At 64.2% G+C, this 16,727-nt stretch carries 20 protein-coding genes; 1 reads left to right on the forward strand and 19 read right to left on the reverse strand.

What is annotated here, in order from left to right:
- Positions 1-14: 14 nt before the first annotated feature.
- From D5301_RS05290 to D5301_RS05300, 3 genes are read right to left on the reverse strand one after another with little or no spacing between them, the layout of a single operon-like run.
- A complete protein-coding gene (locus D5301_RS05290) occupies positions 15-3,500 on the reverse strand; it encodes a host specificity protein J (RefSeq protein ID WP_324187271.1) in 3,486 nt (1,161 codons plus the stop codon).
- Positions 3,497-4,123, reverse strand: a complete 627-nt coding sequence (locus D5301_RS05295) for a tail assembly protein (RefSeq protein ID WP_228756322.1) — start codon at positions 4,121-4,123, stop codon at positions 3,497-3,499. The genes D5301_RS05290 and D5301_RS05295 overlap by 4 nt, the downstream gene beginning before the upstream one ends.
- Entirely contained in the window at positions 4,116-4,856 is a 741-nt protein-coding gene (locus D5301_RS05300) for a C40 family peptidase (RefSeq protein ID WP_153855053.1), read from the reverse strand. The genes D5301_RS05295 and D5301_RS05300 overlap by 8 nt, the downstream gene beginning before the upstream one ends.
- A 143-nt stretch (positions 4,857-4,999) precedes the next feature.
- Between D5301_RS05300 and D5301_RS05305 the strand changes: the two genes are divergently transcribed.
- Complete coding sequence (locus D5301_RS05305) at positions 5,000-5,548, forward strand: hypothetical protein (RefSeq protein WP_153855054.1); 549 nt, start codon at positions 5,000-5,002, stop codon at positions 5,546-5,548.
- A 1-nt stretch (position 5,549) separates the two neighbouring features.
- On the opposite strand, the gene D5301_RS24155 is transcribed toward D5301_RS05305, so the two are convergent.
- The 16 genes from D5301_RS24155 to D5301_RS05390 all read right to left on the reverse strand — a co-directional run bounded on the left by D5301_RS24155 (position 5,550) and on the right by D5301_RS05390 (position 16,727).
- A complete protein-coding gene (locus D5301_RS24155; RefSeq protein WP_228756323.1) occupies positions 5,550-6,782 on the reverse strand; it encodes a phage minor tail protein L in 1,233 nt (410 codons plus the stop codon).
- Positions 6,779-7,069 carry a phage tail assembly chaperone gene (locus tag D5301_RS05320; RefSeq protein ID WP_153855055.1) on the reverse strand — a complete coding sequence of 97 codons (291 nt, stop codon included), beginning with the start codon at positions 7,067-7,069 and terminating at the stop codon, positions 6,779-6,781. The genes D5301_RS24155 and D5301_RS05320 overlap by 4 nt, the downstream gene beginning before the upstream one ends.
- Before the next feature lie 3 nt (positions 7,070-7,072).
- On the reverse strand, positions 7,073-7,930 hold the full coding sequence (locus tag D5301_RS05325) for a hypothetical protein (protein ID WP_153855056.1): 858 nt from the start codon (positions 7,928-7,930) through the stop codon (positions 7,073-7,075).
- 9 nt (positions 7,931-7,939) lie between these two features.
- Entirely contained in the window at positions 7,940-8,269 is a 330-nt protein-coding gene (locus tag D5301_RS05330; RefSeq protein ID WP_153855057.1) for a phage tail protein, read from the reverse strand.
- Positions 8,266-11,214 (reverse strand): phage tail length tape measure family protein, encoded by a 2,949-nt coding sequence (locus D5301_RS05335; RefSeq protein WP_153855058.1) that lies wholly within the window; start codon positions 11,212-11,214, stop codon positions 8,266-8,268. The genes D5301_RS05330 and D5301_RS05335 overlap by 4 nt, the downstream gene beginning before the upstream one ends.
- Positions 11,214-11,528, reverse strand: a complete 315-nt coding sequence (locus D5301_RS05340; RefSeq protein WP_153855059.1) for a hypothetical protein — start codon at positions 11,526-11,528, stop codon at positions 11,214-11,216. The genes D5301_RS05335 and D5301_RS05340 overlap by 1 nt, the downstream gene beginning before the upstream one ends.
- A 28-nt stretch (positions 11,529-11,556) precedes the next feature.
- The gene (locus D5301_RS05345; RefSeq protein ID WP_153855060.1) at positions 11,557-11,949 is read right to left on the reverse strand and encodes a hypothetical protein; all 393 of its coding nucleotides are present in this window, start codon (positions 11,947-11,949) and stop codon (positions 11,557-11,559) included.
- A gap of 102 nt (positions 11,950-12,051) precedes the next feature.
- Positions 12,052-12,519 (reverse strand): hypothetical protein, encoded by a 468-nt coding sequence (locus D5301_RS05350; protein WP_153855061.1) that lies wholly within the window; start codon positions 12,517-12,519, stop codon positions 12,052-12,054.
- A 92-nt stretch (positions 12,520-12,611) separates the two neighbouring features.
- Positions 12,612-13,148 (reverse strand): hypothetical protein, encoded by a 537-nt coding sequence (locus D5301_RS05355; RefSeq protein WP_153855062.1) that lies wholly within the window; start codon positions 13,146-13,148, stop codon positions 12,612-12,614.
- Positions 13,149-13,237: 89 nt separating this feature from the next.
- On the reverse strand, positions 13,238-13,480 hold the full coding sequence (locus tag D5301_RS05360; protein WP_153855063.1) for a hypothetical protein: 243 nt from the start codon (positions 13,478-13,480) through the stop codon (positions 13,238-13,240).
- A gap of 1 nt (position 13,481) precedes the next feature.
- Entirely contained in the window at positions 13,482-13,922 is a 441-nt protein-coding gene (locus D5301_RS05365; RefSeq protein ID WP_153855064.1) for a hypothetical protein, read from the reverse strand.
- A 44-nt stretch (positions 13,923-13,966) separates the two neighbouring features.
- Positions 13,967-14,374 (reverse strand): phage tail terminator-like protein, encoded by a 408-nt coding sequence (locus tag D5301_RS05370; protein ID WP_153855065.1) that lies wholly within the window; start codon positions 14,372-14,374, stop codon positions 13,967-13,969.
- Positions 14,371-14,796 carry a hypothetical protein gene (locus D5301_RS05375; protein WP_324187272.1) on the reverse strand — a complete coding sequence of 142 codons (426 nt, stop codon included), beginning with the start codon at positions 14,794-14,796 and terminating at the stop codon, positions 14,371-14,373. The genes D5301_RS05370 and D5301_RS05375 overlap by 4 nt, the downstream gene beginning before the upstream one ends.
- On the reverse strand, positions 14,786-15,862 hold the full coding sequence (locus D5301_RS05380; protein WP_153855066.1) for a phage minor head protein: 1,077 nt from the start codon (positions 15,860-15,862) through the stop codon (positions 14,786-14,788). The genes D5301_RS05375 and D5301_RS05380 overlap by 11 nt, the downstream gene beginning before the upstream one ends.
- Positions 15,862-16,218, reverse strand: coding sequence for a hypothetical protein (locus D5301_RS05385; protein WP_153855067.1), 357 nt, complete (start codon positions 16,216-16,218; stop codon positions 15,862-15,864). Before D5301_RS05385 ends, D5301_RS05380 begins: the two co-directional genes overlap by 1 nt.
- Positions 16,215-16,727: a DnaT-like ssDNA-binding protein gene (locus D5301_RS05390; RefSeq protein ID WP_153855068.1), complete on the reverse strand. Its 513-nt coding sequence runs from the start codon at positions 16,725-16,727 to the stop codon at positions 16,215-16,217. The genes D5301_RS05385 and D5301_RS05390 overlap by 4 nt, the downstream gene beginning before the upstream one ends.

Below are 16,727 nucleotides of genomic sequence, written 5' to 3' on the forward strand. Positions count from 1 at the left end.
AAACCCTCTTGCCATCAGCTCAGCTCCCCGATCTCGATGAAGTTGACGCCCGTCTGGTTGTCGGTCATGCGATAGCCATAGGTCGGGTGCTCGTTGATGGTGAAACCGTCGCCCCGAACAACGCGACCACCGTCCTTGTTGATCTCCCAGCGCGGAAGCCCGCCGCCATTCACCGACGACGACGCAATCTGGTTCCCGATCATCGCGTTGGTGATCCAGCCGGTGCCGATCAATGCCTGGCTGATGAAGATCTGCCCGCCCTGGATCACAAAGGGTGACGTGACGTTCCCGTTCACCAGGTTGATCACCGCGAACCGGTCGGCCTGGAACAGGATCTGGCTCTGGTAGCTGCCGTCCGGCTGATTCTCGATGCCGATGCCCATGCCAGCGGCGTAATACTGGCCATTGGCGGCGATCTGCAGTTTCAGACTCCAAGACGCGCTGATCTTGCCGTTCACGTCCACCAGCGCCTGCGCGGTCTCCTGCACGATGGCCTGCATCTCGCCCACCGATGCCTCGGCCGTGTCCACGCGCTTTGCCAGTGAATAATCCCCTTCGGCGATTACCGTCTGGATGGTGAGCGTTCCAGCGAACACCGTGGAGTCACCGGCGCCCCAGTCACTGTCACCGGCGGCCTGCACATCGAGCTGCGCGAAAAGGCCGTCGGTCTTCTGGCCAATCGCCTGAAGGCCGGTCTCCGGATCGTTGACCTGCAGCTCCAGGGTGTTAACCCTGCCGGCCACCGCACCAGCCTGCGCGACCGCATCGCCCACGTCCTTCCACTTCGTGCCCGGCGGCTCCTCATTGCCTGGCGCGTTGTCGTTCCACAGCCAGATCTTGCCGTTGTGGATCACGGTTTGGCCTGGCTCGTAGGTCGCGCCCGCCTCCCAGATCAGCGGCACGATCTGGTCGATGCTTTCGATCTTGGCCAGTAGGTCTTGGCCCAACGCACTCTCGCTGATCCTTCCGGAGAAGTAGGCGTCGTATTCAGACTGGTTGGTGCTGGCCTCTCCCATCACGCCCGTGCCCGTCGGATACCACGGCCCGATATTGCCGCTCTTGTCCACCAGCCGGCCCCAGAAGTAAAACTTGGCACCGGCTGCCAGGCCGTCAAGCTGGTAGCGATTCTGCGGGTAAGCGAAGTCCGCGAACTTCGTGGCGCTGGCACGGTCCGGCCCAGCACTGCGCCAGATCTCGGTCCGCTCGGTGTCGGTAGCGCCAGGCGGGAAGCCCCAAGCCAGCTGGATGCCGAACACTACCGGCGTGGCGGTCAGCGAGGTCAGCGCCGGCGGCGGCTCGGTCTTGCCCTTGATGTCCGTGAGCATGCTCAGCGTCGGCTGCGAAACCGCGTTGAGCGCATTGACCGCGCGAACCCTGGCCAGGTACTTGCCGGCATAGATGCCCCGCACCTCGCAGCTGGCGGTCCCTACCCTGCCAGCATGCACCCAGTTCAGGTCGTCCCGGCGCCACTCCACGTCGTAGGCGATGGCCTTGTCGGCCGCATCCCACTCAATCGTCAGCACCGGCGTGGCGATGCCCTGGTCGATCACCACATGGGACGACATGCGCACGTTGGCCGGCGGCGGCTGCACGCTCGGCGGAATGACGCTGATCGGCGGCGGCTCCAGACGGGTGCCGTCATCGATGGCAGCGAACTTGTCCGGTCGGTGCTGCAGCGCCGTGATGCGGTAGGTGAGTCCCTCCTCCTCGGCGATGCTCAGCACGCGGAACTGCTGCAGCACTAGGTCGGTCGACTCGGTCGCCCAGATCGACTGTGCCACCGGCACCGCACTCCACGGCGCCGAGACAGTCACTACGCGCGTGGCCGGGTTGATCCCGTTGATGGTGCGCGCCTCGGTCTTGCCGCTCGGCAGCGTCGCCCGCAGGCGATCACCCACGGCCATTGTCGGAGGCACCACGTCCAGCGTCAGGCTGTTGGCAGTTGCGGCGCTGATGCGGCCAGAGTTGCGGCGGCCGGCACGGTTTGCATCGGCCACATGGATCACGTCACCCGGCATGCAGTTCAACGCGTCCAGGCCCACTGCGAAGGTGACCGTCTCCGTCTCCAGGTTCTCGCTGTAGAGGATGTGGTTGCCCACCCGCTGCGCCTGCGACTTCGAATGGCAGCCCAGCGCGGTGACCTCAATCTGGTTCACACCATAGCGGGCGATGCCGTCGTGCAGCTGCACCGGCTCTACCTTCTGCCGGCCGAAGTCGTCAGGATCGGTCCACGACACCAGCGCAACGGTATGGCGAACCTTGCGCGCGCTACCCTCGTAGGCGAACCGGCCGTCGACCACATTGGCCTGGCTGTAGGTGTAGACCGGGTCCTTCGGCATGTCCGCTGAGGCCATGACCTGACCGGCAGCATAGAAGCTGATGCCACGGAACATGCTGGCCATGTCCTGCAGGACCTTGTACGCATCCGCTCGGGTTTGCAGGTACAGGCTACAGGTGAACCGGGGCTCCTGGCCGCCCATGCCGTCGCTGACCAGCTGATCGCAGTACCGCGCGATCTCGTACAGCCGCCACTTGTCCACCCAATCCAGCGGGATCCGATTGCCCAGGCCGAAACGGTCGTTGGTGACAATGTCGAAGAACACCCAGGCCGGGTTGTTGGTCCATGCCGACTTGAAGGTTCCGTCCCAGATGCCACTGTAGGCCCGCGTGCGCGGGTCGTAGTTGCTCGGCACCCGGATGATGCGACCCCAGATCTGGTAGGCGCGCGAGGGGACGTTCTGGAAGGCGCTCGCGTCCACCTGCACCGCCGCCAGCGCGCAGTTGGGATAGCGCAGCTTGGCGTCGATGATCTCCGTCAGCGAGAGGATGTTCACCGTATCGGCAACGGTGGAGCTGTTGGCGTTCGGCGTCAGGCGGCGGACGCGTGCCTGCCACTGCGAGCCGGCCGGTAGATCAATGCGGTGGCTCCGCTGGTACTCGCTGGTCGTCTTGCCCCGGAACGCATTGGTCAGCACGGTGCTGAAAGCGCCACCATTCACCGACAGATCGATCGCATACTCGATCGCGTAGCCTTCCATGTCGGCGTTTTCGGTGTTCTGGCGCTGGAGTGCGGGTAGACCGAAGCGGATGCGCGCGGCCGAGAGATCGGCTCCTGAGATCGTGCGAACCACAGGTGCGTTGCTACGCAGTTCGACGCCGACCGTGACTTCGTTCTCGACCGACGGGAACCCGGCGATGTACTCCTGGTCCTGCGTTCCCGCGCGGGTTTCCACGCGCACGCCGGCAAAGTTCAGGGTGCCGTCGCTGTTCTGGATCGGAACCTGGTTGAGGTAGACGGACTGATTGCCCGCCACCAAGCCCCGGATCTCGCCCTCGCTGATCAGGTCCAGGATCTTCGCGTAGGAGATCGAGTGCAGGCTGTCTGGGGTCTCGACCGGCGTGCGAGCGTTCCCACCGCCCTTGCCGCCAGCGCCGGCAATGGCCACCGGCGAGCAGGCGAGCGCGAGCTGCGTGGGCTGATACTTGATGGCTACGTTCACTGCTGGTCCTCTGCGTAGATGCCGCCGCTGATCACCGCCGAGCCCACGAACATCCCCTTGGTGTCGTGGCCCCCATAGGCAACAGGTACAGGGTTGCCCTGCGCTTGCGTGTTCACGGCACCGTTCATGCTGTAGTTCGGGGTGTTCTCAGGACTATCCTTCGCGCCAAGCCCGGTAGGCTGTGGGGAAAGCATCTGCACGATGCCGCCGGCGGCCATGGCCACACCCAGCTTCATGAGCGGTACGCCCACCGGGGTATAGGAGAGGATCGCGCCCACCACGATCAGCACGGCACCGACGATCGTCTGCAGCGCACCCGCGCGCTTCGCCCCCATCAGCACCGGCGCGATTCGGATGTCGTCACCACCTGGCGGATCACGCAGCTGATCCTTGGACAGGTTCTGCCGCCCAACGAACACGGCGAACTCCATGCCCTTGGCCTTGGCGCCCATCAGGTACTGCTGGAAGCCCGGCAGCAGCACGCACAGCGCGCGGATCGCCTCAGCTGGGCTGCTGACAGCCAAGCGGAACTCCCGGCCGAACAGCGGCACCATCGGCCCGTACAAGCGAATCGTGCGCTTGCGAGGTTCGCCATACATGTGCCGAGTGATGGCATCAACCATGGCGGGCCCCCTTGTGCCGGACGATGTAGCGCGTGCGCTCGGCCCACATGCCGCCGTAGACCACCGTCTCCGACAGGCGGCCGTGCATGTGGTGCAGCATCTGGCCGTCGCCCAGGTAGACACCTGCGTGGTTCGGCACGGGCGAGCGGATCTGCATCAGCACCATGTCGCCGCGCTGGGGCTCGCCATCGATCAGCTCGAAGCCTTCGGCGCGCAGCCGGTTCAGGCTGTAGAGGTCTTGGCCCTTCTCCCACCAGTCGTCCTCGCGCTCGTACTGGCTGAGCTGGATGCCCAGCTCGCGGGCGTAGAAGTCGCGCACCAGGGTGTAGCAGTCCAGCACCCCGTGGGCGAACTGGCGGCCGACCAGCGGCGCCTCGTAGCCACAGGGCTCGATGGACTGCAGGTCGCCACACTCCGGCTCTGCGCCCGTGCACTGGCCCACGCTCACGATGTGCCACGGCAGGCCGCTGGCCTCGCACATGACCCGGTCAGCGTCGGACGCGGCCGCAGAGGCATTCGGGTGGCTGTGCACGACGGCCAGCACCTCGCCCTGGTCCTCCGCGTCGGCGTAGTCCTCAGCCGGCAGCCGGAAGTGCTCGCTGGGGGTGGTGGCCAGGTTGCGGCAGGGAATGTAGGCCTCGCCATCGGCGCCGGCCACGATCAGGCCGCAGCATTCGCGCGGGTACTCAGCCACGGCATGCGTCTGGATGGCCTGTAGCGTTCTCGATTCCATGATCACCTCAGAAACTCTCGCGGCGGAAGAACACCAGCCATGCTGTTGAATCCAATTGGAACAACGGGAGGTTGAGACGCACTGTCGGGTTCACCCCGACGCCTCTGTGGAATCTAGGCAGTTCAAAACAGAGGATTCCCCCAATGTCAGCGCAACTCGGAAAGAACGCAGCAAAGAAAATAGGAAATATGGCCTTCACTGTCGCAGCCGATGAAATTCGCATACTCAACGCGGCATCACATGCCAAAGTGACATCTGGACCCCTTACCGTGTGCACCTACGGCATATGGAAAATTGCCCCTAAAAATGGCGCCACATCGCACTACTTATTTGCTCACTTCTCCAACAACAGCACGGTGTGGGACATGAAGCGACGGATCCAAGCAGAACTTGTTCAGCGGAAGTTGACGGACCACACCATCGAAACCCTCGCCATTCGAACTGCCCCTGACACTCAGGTGCCGAACGCGACCATCAACACGCTAGACGTTGCAGTCGAGACGTCCATGTATTTCACCAAGGGCAGCCAGAGCGCCGAATATAAGATGGCGGAAAAGGCCGAAGGCGCCGGAAGCTTTGTTACAGAATGCGTCGTCACATTCACACCCGGTAGCGAACCAATAGTGCCGAAGTACAAAGGAATGTTTGAAAGGGCTCGAGAGCTCATGTTTGGACCAGGACACTCCGTCTGATCTACGTGCGCAACAGCCCAGCCGCGGGGAATCCGCCATAAGGGATCGGGCTGTCCGCGCCAAAGCGCAGCTTGCAGCCCCGCACCAGCCCGCTGCACTGGTCGCGCGACGGGTCGGTGGTGGGCACGTCGTTGGCGTCGGCCACGGCCGGGCCGGTGTAGCCGCAGAACGGCCCGCGGTAGCCGCCCCTGATCAACCAACCGCAAACACCCGAGATGATCTGCCGGCCGGGCAGCTGCTCGCCGTTGAGGTCGATCGCAGTGGTCAGCTCGAACTCGACCACCTCCTTCGTCTCGGAGACCTTGCGCTCGATGAACCAGATCTCGTCCAGGAAGTGCTCGTTGGGGTCGGCGGTGGGGTTACGACCAGCGTCCAGATCAGCGCCGGTAAACTGATACTCGGTCGCAGTAGTTCCTTGCTCGAACTGAACGTTGGTCACATCCATCTGGATCGCTTGGCTGGCAGCGGTGGACTGCACACGGAAGTAGACACGTGCAAAGGCTGCGTTCGGTGGCACGATGCGGGGCACAGTGGACTTCCTCTCGAACTGCGCGGGCATCGCGAAGCCGCTCTGCTGCGCACTCCCCACCGTGGCTCCTGTCGAATCAAGGAACCAGATGATGATGGACGGCATCCCCAGCGTTCCACGCAGGTAGGCGCTGGCAACAAACGGCATATTCGGTTCAACAGGAACGACCAGGTCGGGCGTGCGTAGTTCCAGATACTGATTCACGGCCGAAGCTGTGCCGCTCATCCTGACTGCCGTGCCGCTGCCTGGCAGCCCAGATGGGATGTAGCTGCGAACAGTACCTGGGGTGTTCCCTCCCCAAGTCCAGCTCGTCGGTGGATTCGCATCGGCAGGACGCAACCCAAAACCGCTATTCACCAGCCGATTACGCAATGGAGGGAAGTTCTTCCCGTCCAGATACTTCACCAGCGTCTGCCGGCGGATCACCTTGGCCCCGACCATGTCGCCATAGAGCATGCACATGGCCGAGATCCGGCCGTCCAGGTTGCCGACCTTCAGCCTCGGGTTCGGCGGCTGGTCGCTGGTGCGCTCGAAGCCCGTGGCCTCAATCGGCCAGGCGCCGTACTCCTGCCCCTGCCACCAGATCACGCCCGACTGCAGGTGTGCGTGGAAGAACAGCTGGTCGGCGCCGAAGCTGCTGGCGTCCAGCTCGTAGACCGTGACGCGGCCGCCCGGCTCGAGCTGCTGGGCATCGGCGGTGATCATCGCGCCGGCTCCGCTGGCCAGGCCATGTTCGGGAAGTCCGGACTATCGGTGAGGGCCAGCAGCGCCGATCGATAGTCGGCCCATTCCTGCACCTTCTCTGCAGACAGCCCCGCACCCAGCTGGGTCCAATCGCTGGACCGAAGCAAGGTATCCCGGCGCCATGTGGCCTCATTGATTGCAATGGCAGCCAATACCTCGTTTGGAATCTCTTCCGCGATCTGCTCCCCCGGCAGGGGCGTACCAACATCACCAATGAAACGAAACGAATCCGCTGTATATGCGTACATGGTTCACCGTTCGAAGAAGTAGCCGTTGATGCGGTGATACGCCGCACCGGCTGGCGATGGCGCAAGGTCGTAGGCGTAGGTGTAGGCCTGGGCACCGTCGACGGGCATCTGCACAACCGAGACGCTACTTGGCGCCGCCAAGGCCATGTATCCGCTCTGAGCTGATGGGCCTTTGCTGTTTGAAAGTCGGGTGTATGCACCGTTGGCAGCGGCGTTAAGCGCGTTCAGCAGCACCGCGTAGGCGGTGACCGGCGCAACCTGTGCGGCACTCACAGTTGCAGCCACGGTAGACGATCCCGCAGCAAGCACCTGGAACGGCGCGCCCTGGGTATCTTCCAGGTACACCACGCGGTCGCCGTGGTGCTCGAACTTCAGCACGCCCGATGCCCCGACCCGAACGCTGCCCACGTAGCGCCTTGAAGTGTCAGCACTCTTGGTGCGTGCCGTGCCGAAGTAGACAGCTGACGGAGTAGTGGTGACGACCTCGAAGTCTGGCGTCCCGTCGGTCTTCGCGAACAGATAGACGTGATACCAGGTGTTCTGGGTCATGCCGCTCAGCGCCTTCGAAAGCGCGGTGGTTACTGCAAGGATCTTGTTCAGGGACGGGATGAAAGCCACCCCAGGCGACAAGCTCAGGGTAGATCCGGAGAACGACAGCAGCAGGCCGTTGCTGCTGATCAGGCCTCGGTCCAGCGATTTCCCAGGCGCAGCAGCAATCTGAGCCGACAGCGTGGAGAAATTGTCGTCGTCCCGCTGGTAAAGCTCAGCGTCATTGGCGTTTACCTTCTCGAAAGCAACCTTCGCAGGATCGCCTTTGTAGGTCCCGTGGTCGGTAGTGGTGTCGATTACTTGGCGTGCCATGTTGATCCCTTACGGCTGGAACGTTTGTTCGAAGGTGGCCGTGATGCTGTGCACCAAGCCGTTGTGGAACGGCTCGCCCTGCGCTGTGCACTCGAAAAGCAGCAGGCCGCGCGGGCTCTGCCACAAGAACGAGCGCCCGACGTGGGCATCGAGGAAAGCGATGATCTGATCCACCATCGTCTTGGAGCCGGTGAAGGTGAGTTGGTAGCTACGGCTGCGCGGGTTGATGCCATCCGGAGCGCTCTGCCGGTAGCCATCACCGAACTGGGCGCGTTTCACCACGTCCTTGATCGTGCTGCCGCCGGTGCTGGTGGGTCGCCAGGTAAAGGTGTCGGTCATCGGCCGGCCCCCATCGAGTGCAGCACACCGCCAGGCTTCATGGACTTGACCTGTGCTTCCCTGATCTTCATGTCCACGAACTGCCCAAGGTCTTTCCCGAATTGGTTCATCAGAGACGTGTCCGCATCGGTCTCGGTGGTGCCATCGCTGTTGACGACCACGTTCACGTTGATCACGGAAGCACCACCAGCAGGGCCCGCACCGGCCGCTGCGGCAGGCGCTGCAGGAATGACCTGGCCGTCGTTGCCCGGGATCAGGTACGTGCGCCCTCGGCCATCGTTGAATAGCTCAGGCTTGCCGCCCTCGCCCACCTCGTACAGCGTGGAACCGCTCACCGGGCCACCGCGCGCCCTTCCGCCGCCGTAACCGGCCAGCAACCCCTCATTGATGCTCTGCGTGCCGCTGGTGGCCGCCGCATTGCCCGCTGCGGTTACTCCGCTGCTAGCGCCCCAAGCACTTGCCACTGCGTTGATGATTCCTACTGCGGCCTGCTTGGCTGCGATGCGGGCGAGGTCCGCAATGATGGCGTTGGCCATGTCACGGAACGACAGCTTCCCGGTCTGGGCAAACCGCACCCAGGCATCCTCCCAGCCGCTCAGGGCGGTGTTCATCACGCTGTTGGCCTGCTCCAGGGCATTGCTGGTGGCGAAGGAGTAGTCCTCCCATGCCCGGCGCGCTCCTGCACGCCAGTCGCTCAGCATCGCCAGGCGCTGCTCCTGGAATGCGCGCTCCTTGGCCAACTCGCTGTCGCGATAGGTTGCTGCGTTCGCCGCCAGCAGATCCCAAGACGCCTTGTCGGCAGCCACGTCACGGCTGCCAATGCGCTTCAGCTCGTCCTGGTACTCGCGCTGGATGTCCAGCTGCCGGCGCAGCATGGCGACCGCATCCGAGCCCCGGCCCATGCCCATCAGGTCCAGCTCGTTGGAGCGTGCCCGGTTGCTACTGCCTTGCGCGAGGATTGCTTGCTGCCTAGCCAACGCCTCAGCCGCCTCCTTCTCCTTGGCGTACGCCGCAGCCTTCTGACCGGACGCCAGCAGCTCCTCCCTCGCCGCCACCAGCAGCGCCCGGGTGGACGCCGTCATGGTGTTCTTGCCCTTGGCCAGCACCTGCTCGATCGCCATCGTCTGGCGCTCGCTTTCGGTCACCTTGACCCCGGTCTCCATCAGCTGCTTGTTTGCCTCGATCTGCCGTTGTGCCGCCGCCAGCATGTTCTGCGCGGCACTATCGTCGCCGTTCCGCTTGCCTACGCCGTCGCGACGATTGAACGACTTGTCGACGTCGGCTTGGGCCTTCGCGATCAGCCGCTGCATGGACCCATCGAAGTGCCGGGCGTCGTTGTCGGCCAGCTTGTTGTACTGGGCGATGATCTTCAGCCGCGCCGCTTCTTTGGCACTGGCCCGATCAAGCCCTGCCACCTGGGCATTGATGGCCTCGGCAGCGGCCTGCTCGGCTGTGGCGCGCTCCTGCGTCACCGCAGCAAGGTCGCGGGCAGTCTGCGGATCCAGCGCGCCCCCCTCATCGATGGGCTTGGGCAGCGGCGGCAGTCCTCGCATGCGGGCAGCCGCGCCGTTCAGCGCTTCGGTGAGAGACGGTAAACCGGTCCACTTCACTAGGGCACCACCGGCAAGGCCGAGGCCTAGAACGTCGCTCAGACGCGGTAGGCGCGCTAGGATGCCCCATTCGCCGGCAAGGTCGACCACTGCACCGGTGAAGCTGCCAAGCGCCCCCCACGCTCCACTGATGTCGTCCTTGATGTCGCGCCAGGCCTTGGACATCCCGGGCATCACCGCCTCAGTGCGGTTGGCCACGTCGTCCAGGTGATCGGCGTAGATCCGGATCGCCTCGTTGGCCGCTTCCTGTGACCGCCCCTCCTCACGCAACGTAGTGATGCGCTGCAGCTGCGCGGCGGTCAGGAAGCGCTCTGCATCGTTTAGCTTCAGTAGACCCTCCACCGGCTCCTTTGCGATGGATTCGAACGCTCGCACGGTCTCCTGTGCAGACCGGCCCGTCGAGGCCTCCATTCGGGCTGCCGCCGCTGCCACCATCTCGAACTGTTCGCCCGCATAGCGGCCGGCCTTGGCGGTCTCAGTCAGAGCGGCCACCGCGCCGCCTCGCGATACGCCCTGCAGGTGATCGATGCTGTTGGCCAGTTCCAGGAATCCAGCAGCACCGACGGCGGCACCCTGCCCGCTCAGGATCTGAGCCTTCTGGAACTCGAACAGCTGGTCTTCCGACTGCTTCGCGGCGATGGCCAGGGCCGCTAGTGCCGCCGCAGTGAGCGTCAACGGGTTGATCAACCCCAGCACATAGCCGCCCACGGCACGGGCGGCGGGACCGATGCCACCGAACTGGTCCTTCAGCTGTCCACCCTGCTGGATCGCCACCATCCACGCTGGCTGGCCGCTGATCAGGCTGGTGGTGATGTCGGTTACCTGCATCGGGATCATGCGCAGGTTGTTCTGCAGCTGGCGCGCGGACATACCCATGCCGTTCTGCGCACCGGTGGCATTGAGGATGGACGCGCGCGTGGCGTCGATGTTCGCCTGGTACTGCTGCCATACCTGGGGCTTGAGCATGCCCAGGTCCCGTGCGCGCGCCAGCCGGTCCTGCTGCTCGGCCAACTTGTTCAGCGCTGCCACTGTCGGGTTGATCTGGCCGAGTAGCTGCTGCAGGTTCAGCTCTTGCGCTTCCGTGGCGGTGGCAGCCTGTCGCGTGGCTACGGCAGCCCTCTGCTCGATCCGCTCCATCTCCTGCACGCGGGCGTTGATCTTGGCCTGCTCATTGGCCCAGTAAGACGCCGACTTGCTGGCAGCACTCTGCGAACTCTCCAGGCGGTCGGCTGCAGCGCCGGCCTTGTCAGCAGCCGCAGCATTCTCGTCCAGGGCCTTGGTGCCCTCCACCAGGCCGCTGCTGTCGACCTTGTAGCCAAGCTCGGCGATGTCCATCAGGGGCTCCCGTTGTTCTGCATTGCCCGCTCACGCGCGGCCTTCTGGTCTTCGCGCACCGCGCGCAGGTACTGGTCGTCCATCGCCATCAGCATCTGGACCTCTTCCGGCAGCAGTTCGATCTGCAGGAGAGAGGCCCATTGGCCGATGTCAGCAAACGTCAACGCTTCCGGACCGCTGTGCCTGCGCCCTGATAGCTCCCAGAACCAGCCCCAGACGTGGGCAGCCGCGTCGGGGACCTCCAGCTCTGGTGATTCGGCGAGGCCGAAGCGCGCATTGCGCTGGCGCCGGGTCTCGCCGTTCTCATCCGCCATGTCGTAGCGGACGGCGATGTAGACGGCGTCAGCCGTCCGTTTCGTCAGGTCGGCGAAAGAACTCCGCCCGGTCGGTCAGGGCGACGTCGACCTGTTCCCCCACCCATGGCAGTTCCTTCAGCAGCTGCTGCAGGGTCTGCGGGTTGAACTCGGGCTTCTCCCCGTGGAAGGTCAGCTCCCCCTGCCACTCCCAGCCACCGATCGATGCACAGAGCATGCTGGTGCGACTGGCTTCGATCTGCTCAGCGCCCACCTTGCCGCGGTGGTTGATCCGGTCATTGATTGCCTTGCGTCCAGCGGCCTTCACCTGCGGGTGGCTGTCAGGCAGCAGGATCAGCACCAGGCCCACTGGCTCCTGGGTGGCCGGGTGCACGATGTCCAGGCGGCGCTCTGCCGCCACGATGTTGGTCAGTTCGGTCATGTTCGGGATCCTTGATGGCGATCCGGTAGAGAGCCCCGGGGGAAGCCGGCCGGATCAGTTCCGGCTTGTCAGGCGGCCGCCCTATCCCCCGAGGTGTTCGGGTTACGGGGTGACGGGCGCCGGCACGTCGATCGGGGCCTGATTCAAGCCGAGCGTGTATGTGTTGAGGCGGAAATCCTCATTGCGCCCGCCCGGCTTGTTCGGGCCGGCGACCAGGCCGCGCAGGAACTCGATGGCGCCATCGGGCCGCTCGACCTTGAAGGCATAGGCGTCCGGAACGTTGGGGGCGCCGGCAGCACGCATGGCGATCTGCCCGGGGTCCTTCAGGTTTTCCGCAACCTCGACCTGCGGATCGCCAGCGTTGGTGATGCCCTTGCCCTTCTTCGCGACCAGGGTGTCCCAGGTGTCGTACTGAACGATGTTGGTGTTGATGCCGCGCTCACCGACCGACCCCACGTTGCTGACCTGCACGAAGGTCAGCGCCTTGAACTCGGTTTCGGTGAGGTCTTCATTCTGCGGAGTGACGCAGATGTGGAGCTTGGATCCACTGTTGGTTTGTGCTTCGGCCATAGCCGTATCTCCTCGCGATGGGCGTAAAAAAACCCGCCACGGGGCGGGGTCGTTGGAAAAGTGAAAGGCCCGCTTGTGGGCGGGCCTTGATGTCACTCTTGTTTGTACTGCGGCGTAGATTGGCCTGAAGGCACCGACATTGTCCTCAACACAGGAGGTTCGGGCGGCGGGGTGATTTTCGCCGCTTCAACCACCACAAACTGCATCATCTGGCTGACCTGGGACTTGTCCAATGCGCCGTTCATCGCCAACTGGCAGAGGTAGAAAAGGCTGTGCGATAGGAACGTTACTCGCTCGGAAGCATGGAACGTGGGCGCGGCAGTGGACTGAAAGTTGCCATCGCCTCCGGCAGCACCCTTGATCTTTCCTCCTGACGAAATGGGGATGCCATTCCCGTCGACTGCGACCATCCCCCTGCCACCAGTGCTGAGGGAGACTATCCGGGTCGGCAGCTGCATGCAGACCTTGTTGTCCACCACGACGGCGGCGGCCTTATCCGGACTCCAGGTTGTCACCGTCCCAACCGTCTTCCGAACGGCACCGTCAGAAACATGGATCGGCTCATTCTTAAGGGTGGAGCATCCCGCACACGCAACCACCACAACTGCCAACGCTGTGATCGCTTTCATGTTGCCCCCTGTCGGCGGCGTCATGCCACCGCTGGGGCCTTTACTACCACAGGATTTCGGCCTTCACAGGCCCGGCAGGCTGAATTCGCCTACTTTTTGCTGGGGCCCAGCTTTGCCGCCACCAGCTGCATGGCCTGCAGCCGTGTGAATCCCGCCTCCACATAGGCCAAGTATTCCGCCCGGACGAACCGCGCCTGCTCGGCGCAGAACTCGTCCAGCAGCTGCCGGTTCCGCTTCATGCGGGTAATGGCGTCCCGCATGGCCTGCAGCTCGCCCTCGTTCGGGATCTCGTTGCTGCTGACTAGGTGCAGTTTTGGCGGCTTATGGTTCACTTTACGCTCTCATCCCGGACCCATGCGCCCATTCTGCGGGGATCGCAATCGAAACAAACTTATAGGCCGATCTGAACTCGCCATCCAAGTCATTGTACTTACTAGTGAAAGTCGTAATTCTAGCGACGACCGCGTTAAAGTCTTCCAGCTCTTCGTTACTTCGCTGCTTGCCTGCCTGATTAGCATCAAGCTTTTTGAGGATTGCCTCGGCCTCATCGATTTGTCGCTTTGCATTTGCCTTACGCTTTGCGCATGTTACTGCCGCCGCAAATCGCTGGATCGCCTCCGACACCGCAGCCCTAGTTTCCTCCGACATTTCTCCCTGGGACACAGATCCAATCCAGAGGCGGATCGCTCCTCGCTGCTCATCGAGGAATGGAATGTCTACCTTCATTACTCCATCCAGAGAAACAATATCGATAGCAGCAAGCAGGTCGTTCATAGAGCCAATGTCTGTACGTAGTTGTTGCGAATGCTACCACTGTATTAACTCGTAAAGCCCCGCCAAGGGATGGTCACAGGGTGCATGACCCGCTCCGGGTCCTGGATGATGCTGGAGGTCCAAGGCCTCCTCTCCACCCGCATGCCTGCGAAGGTCGTGCCCTTGGCGAATGTGGCGATGATCTGGTCCGTGATCGCAGTACCGACCATGATCCCCTGCCCCGGCCGGTAGCAGGCCGACAGCTGGCCGAAACCCTGCATCAGGAACGGGCCATCGTCTTCGATGCCGTAGTTCTCGGTTCGGTTGGGGAACCACTGCAGCTCCAGCCAGCGAGCGCCGTTGCCGGTTGGCGGCTTGAACCCCTGCCCCGGGTAGGAGCAGGCGAGGCTCTGCGCTGCGGCAAACTGGCCCACCAGCGTGGCGAATGCGTCATAGATCGCCGTGTCGCTCATCCCATCCGTCCTTTCACGCTCGCTGTAACCTCAGCCACGATGAAATCCCAGCGCTGGGCCGCCGCGCGCGCGAAGCCTTTGCCCGCCTGCGCATAGGTTCTACCCAAGCTGTCCTCGCCGAAGAAGCCGTGCTCCATGCGCATGGCGTACTTCGCGGTCCAGCCAGCCCACACGGTCTGCCCCAACTCCATGGTGGCGAACACCAGCTCCGGGGCCTGCGCGCTGTCCGATGGCATGCCCTCGACCGATGCAGCGGCAGAGTTGCGCAGGAAGCCCGTATCCACCGGCATCTTCCCGCCCTGCCCCTCGGGCGTGCCGGCTTCCTCCATCAGCTTGGTGGCCGACTCGCGAAAGATCGCGCCCTGCATGGCCTTGGCCTTCTCCGTGAAGGCCAGGACCTGGGCTCCGAATTTACTGGCCACGCTTCACCTCCGCCGCCATGTTCACCCGGTACTGCTTCATGCAGCGGCAGCCGATGGTTTCCTCCGGCCCAGCACCGAGCGAGGTGTCGCCAGGGAACCGCATCAACGCACCGCTGGGCGTCTGGAACGGTTCACCGAACCGGCGAACTTGGCCGTTCATCGCCTGGTGGCTGTGGCGGGTCCTGTCGTCACCGGTGGCTGACCAGGTGCCCTCGACGTTCTCCGGCGCTAGGCGGCCGCTCTCGATCTGCTGCCGGAACGCCTCCTCCCGACCAGCGGCCATGGCCGTCAGCGATTCAGTGCGCGCGATCATCTCGCCACGCAGCGCCAGCAGCCGGTCCGCATATCGCGCGGCGATCTTCTCGACGTCTGCCGGCGCCACCGGCTTCCCGGCCTTGATGGCCCGGCTGACGATCCCGTCCAGGCGCTTGTCGCGCCGCTTGCGGCTGAAGTACTCCGCCATCTGCGCTGGATCACCACTGGCCAGCTGCTGCCGGACATTGGCCACAAACTGCGCCTGCTGCGCAGTGAGGCCAACCACGCCGCCACTGCGGCGCCCGGTCTCGCCCACCCTGCCGACCAGCTCCAGCGCCGTCTGGCGTGGATTGAGGCCGGCGGCCATGCCGCGGACCAAATGCTGGCGTACTAGCTGCCGCTGATCTTCCACCACCCCGGTGATCAGGCGCGAGGAGTTCGACTGCAGCCAGCTCTCCACGCCGAGGTTGCGCATGTCGAACCCGAACCGCAGCAGTGGCGTGTCGTTGGCCGGGTTGTACCGCCCGCGCACCTGCTGCCGTAGCGACAGGGTCGGCAGCTCCTTCATGCCGACCTCTGCGCCGGTGGCAAACGCCTGGCGCACCTGCTCGGCCAGCGGCGAGAAGCGCTCGCCGTCGAATCCCAGCGCCTCCAGTACAGCGTCCACCTGCCCGGCCTGCAGGAGGCTCGCAAGCAGGTCCAGCTGCACCTGCGACCGCACGCCTGCGATGGCCTGCTCGAACGCGCGACGCATAGCTGGCTCCAGGCGCCGTGCCAGCAGTTCCAGCTCGCGGGGTGTGAGGTTGGCCATCAGCGTCGGGCGTGAAACTCATACAGGAGGACCTGACCACCCGGGGAGAGCGGCTGCAGGTCGATGAGGTGATACAGCTGGCCACCCAGCAGCAGCCGGTCGTCCTTGCCGGGCTGGATGTCCACTGCGGTCGAGATCAGGCCCAGCTTGTCGCCCTGCTGCACCAGCGTGGTGTCGCGGTCGGTCAGGCTGTAGTCCAGCTCCACCACCGTGCAGTCGTGCCGCGTCGGCGGACCCGGCTGCGGGTTGTGCGGAGGCCCGGTCGGAGCACCGTCGCGCTCCAGTTGGGTGCCGTAGCCGTAGCTACCGATCAGGTTCGTGGCTGTCGCCTGCATGCGGTCGTAGAAGCGGCTCATACGACACGCACCGCAGGCACAACCGCCGGTGTCCGCAGCAACGGTGCCAGGATCTCGTCAATGGCCGGCACCACCGGCCTGTTCGGCGCCTGGCCAGCGGCCGTGGCATCGGCATAGGTGACCTCGATTGGGCCAACCTTCTCCTTGGTTACTGCCTCGGTGACCACGTAGTCCGGCGACAGGCTACCCGGGCTGGCCAGCTCGCGCAGTGCGGCCTCGTAGGCTGCGCGCTCCACCTCGTCGGGCACCTCATCCGGCTGGATGGGGTCACCGTCATAGTCGATCGCACCGGTGCGGGGCCACTCGTTCGGCTGGCCCCGCCCGGCCGTACGCACGCCCGGGAACATCGACGCCCAGCGGCCAGATGCCAGCAGGACCCGGTACCGGCCGTCGATGTAATCCGTGGCGCGGATCAGCGCACCCTCGCGGGCCTGCTCCGTGCCGGCAGCCCAAGCGGCATTACCGCGCGCCTGGTGGTAGCTGTTCGCGCCTTCCAGCGTGCCGTACAT

Origin of the sequence: Stenotrophomonas sp. MH181796, from assembly GCF_009659995.1 — a bacterium.
In the GTDB taxonomy this organism is placed as follows: domain Bacteria; phylum Pseudomonadota; class Gammaproteobacteria; order Xanthomonadales; family Xanthomonadaceae; genus Stenotrophomonas; species Stenotrophomonas riyadhensis.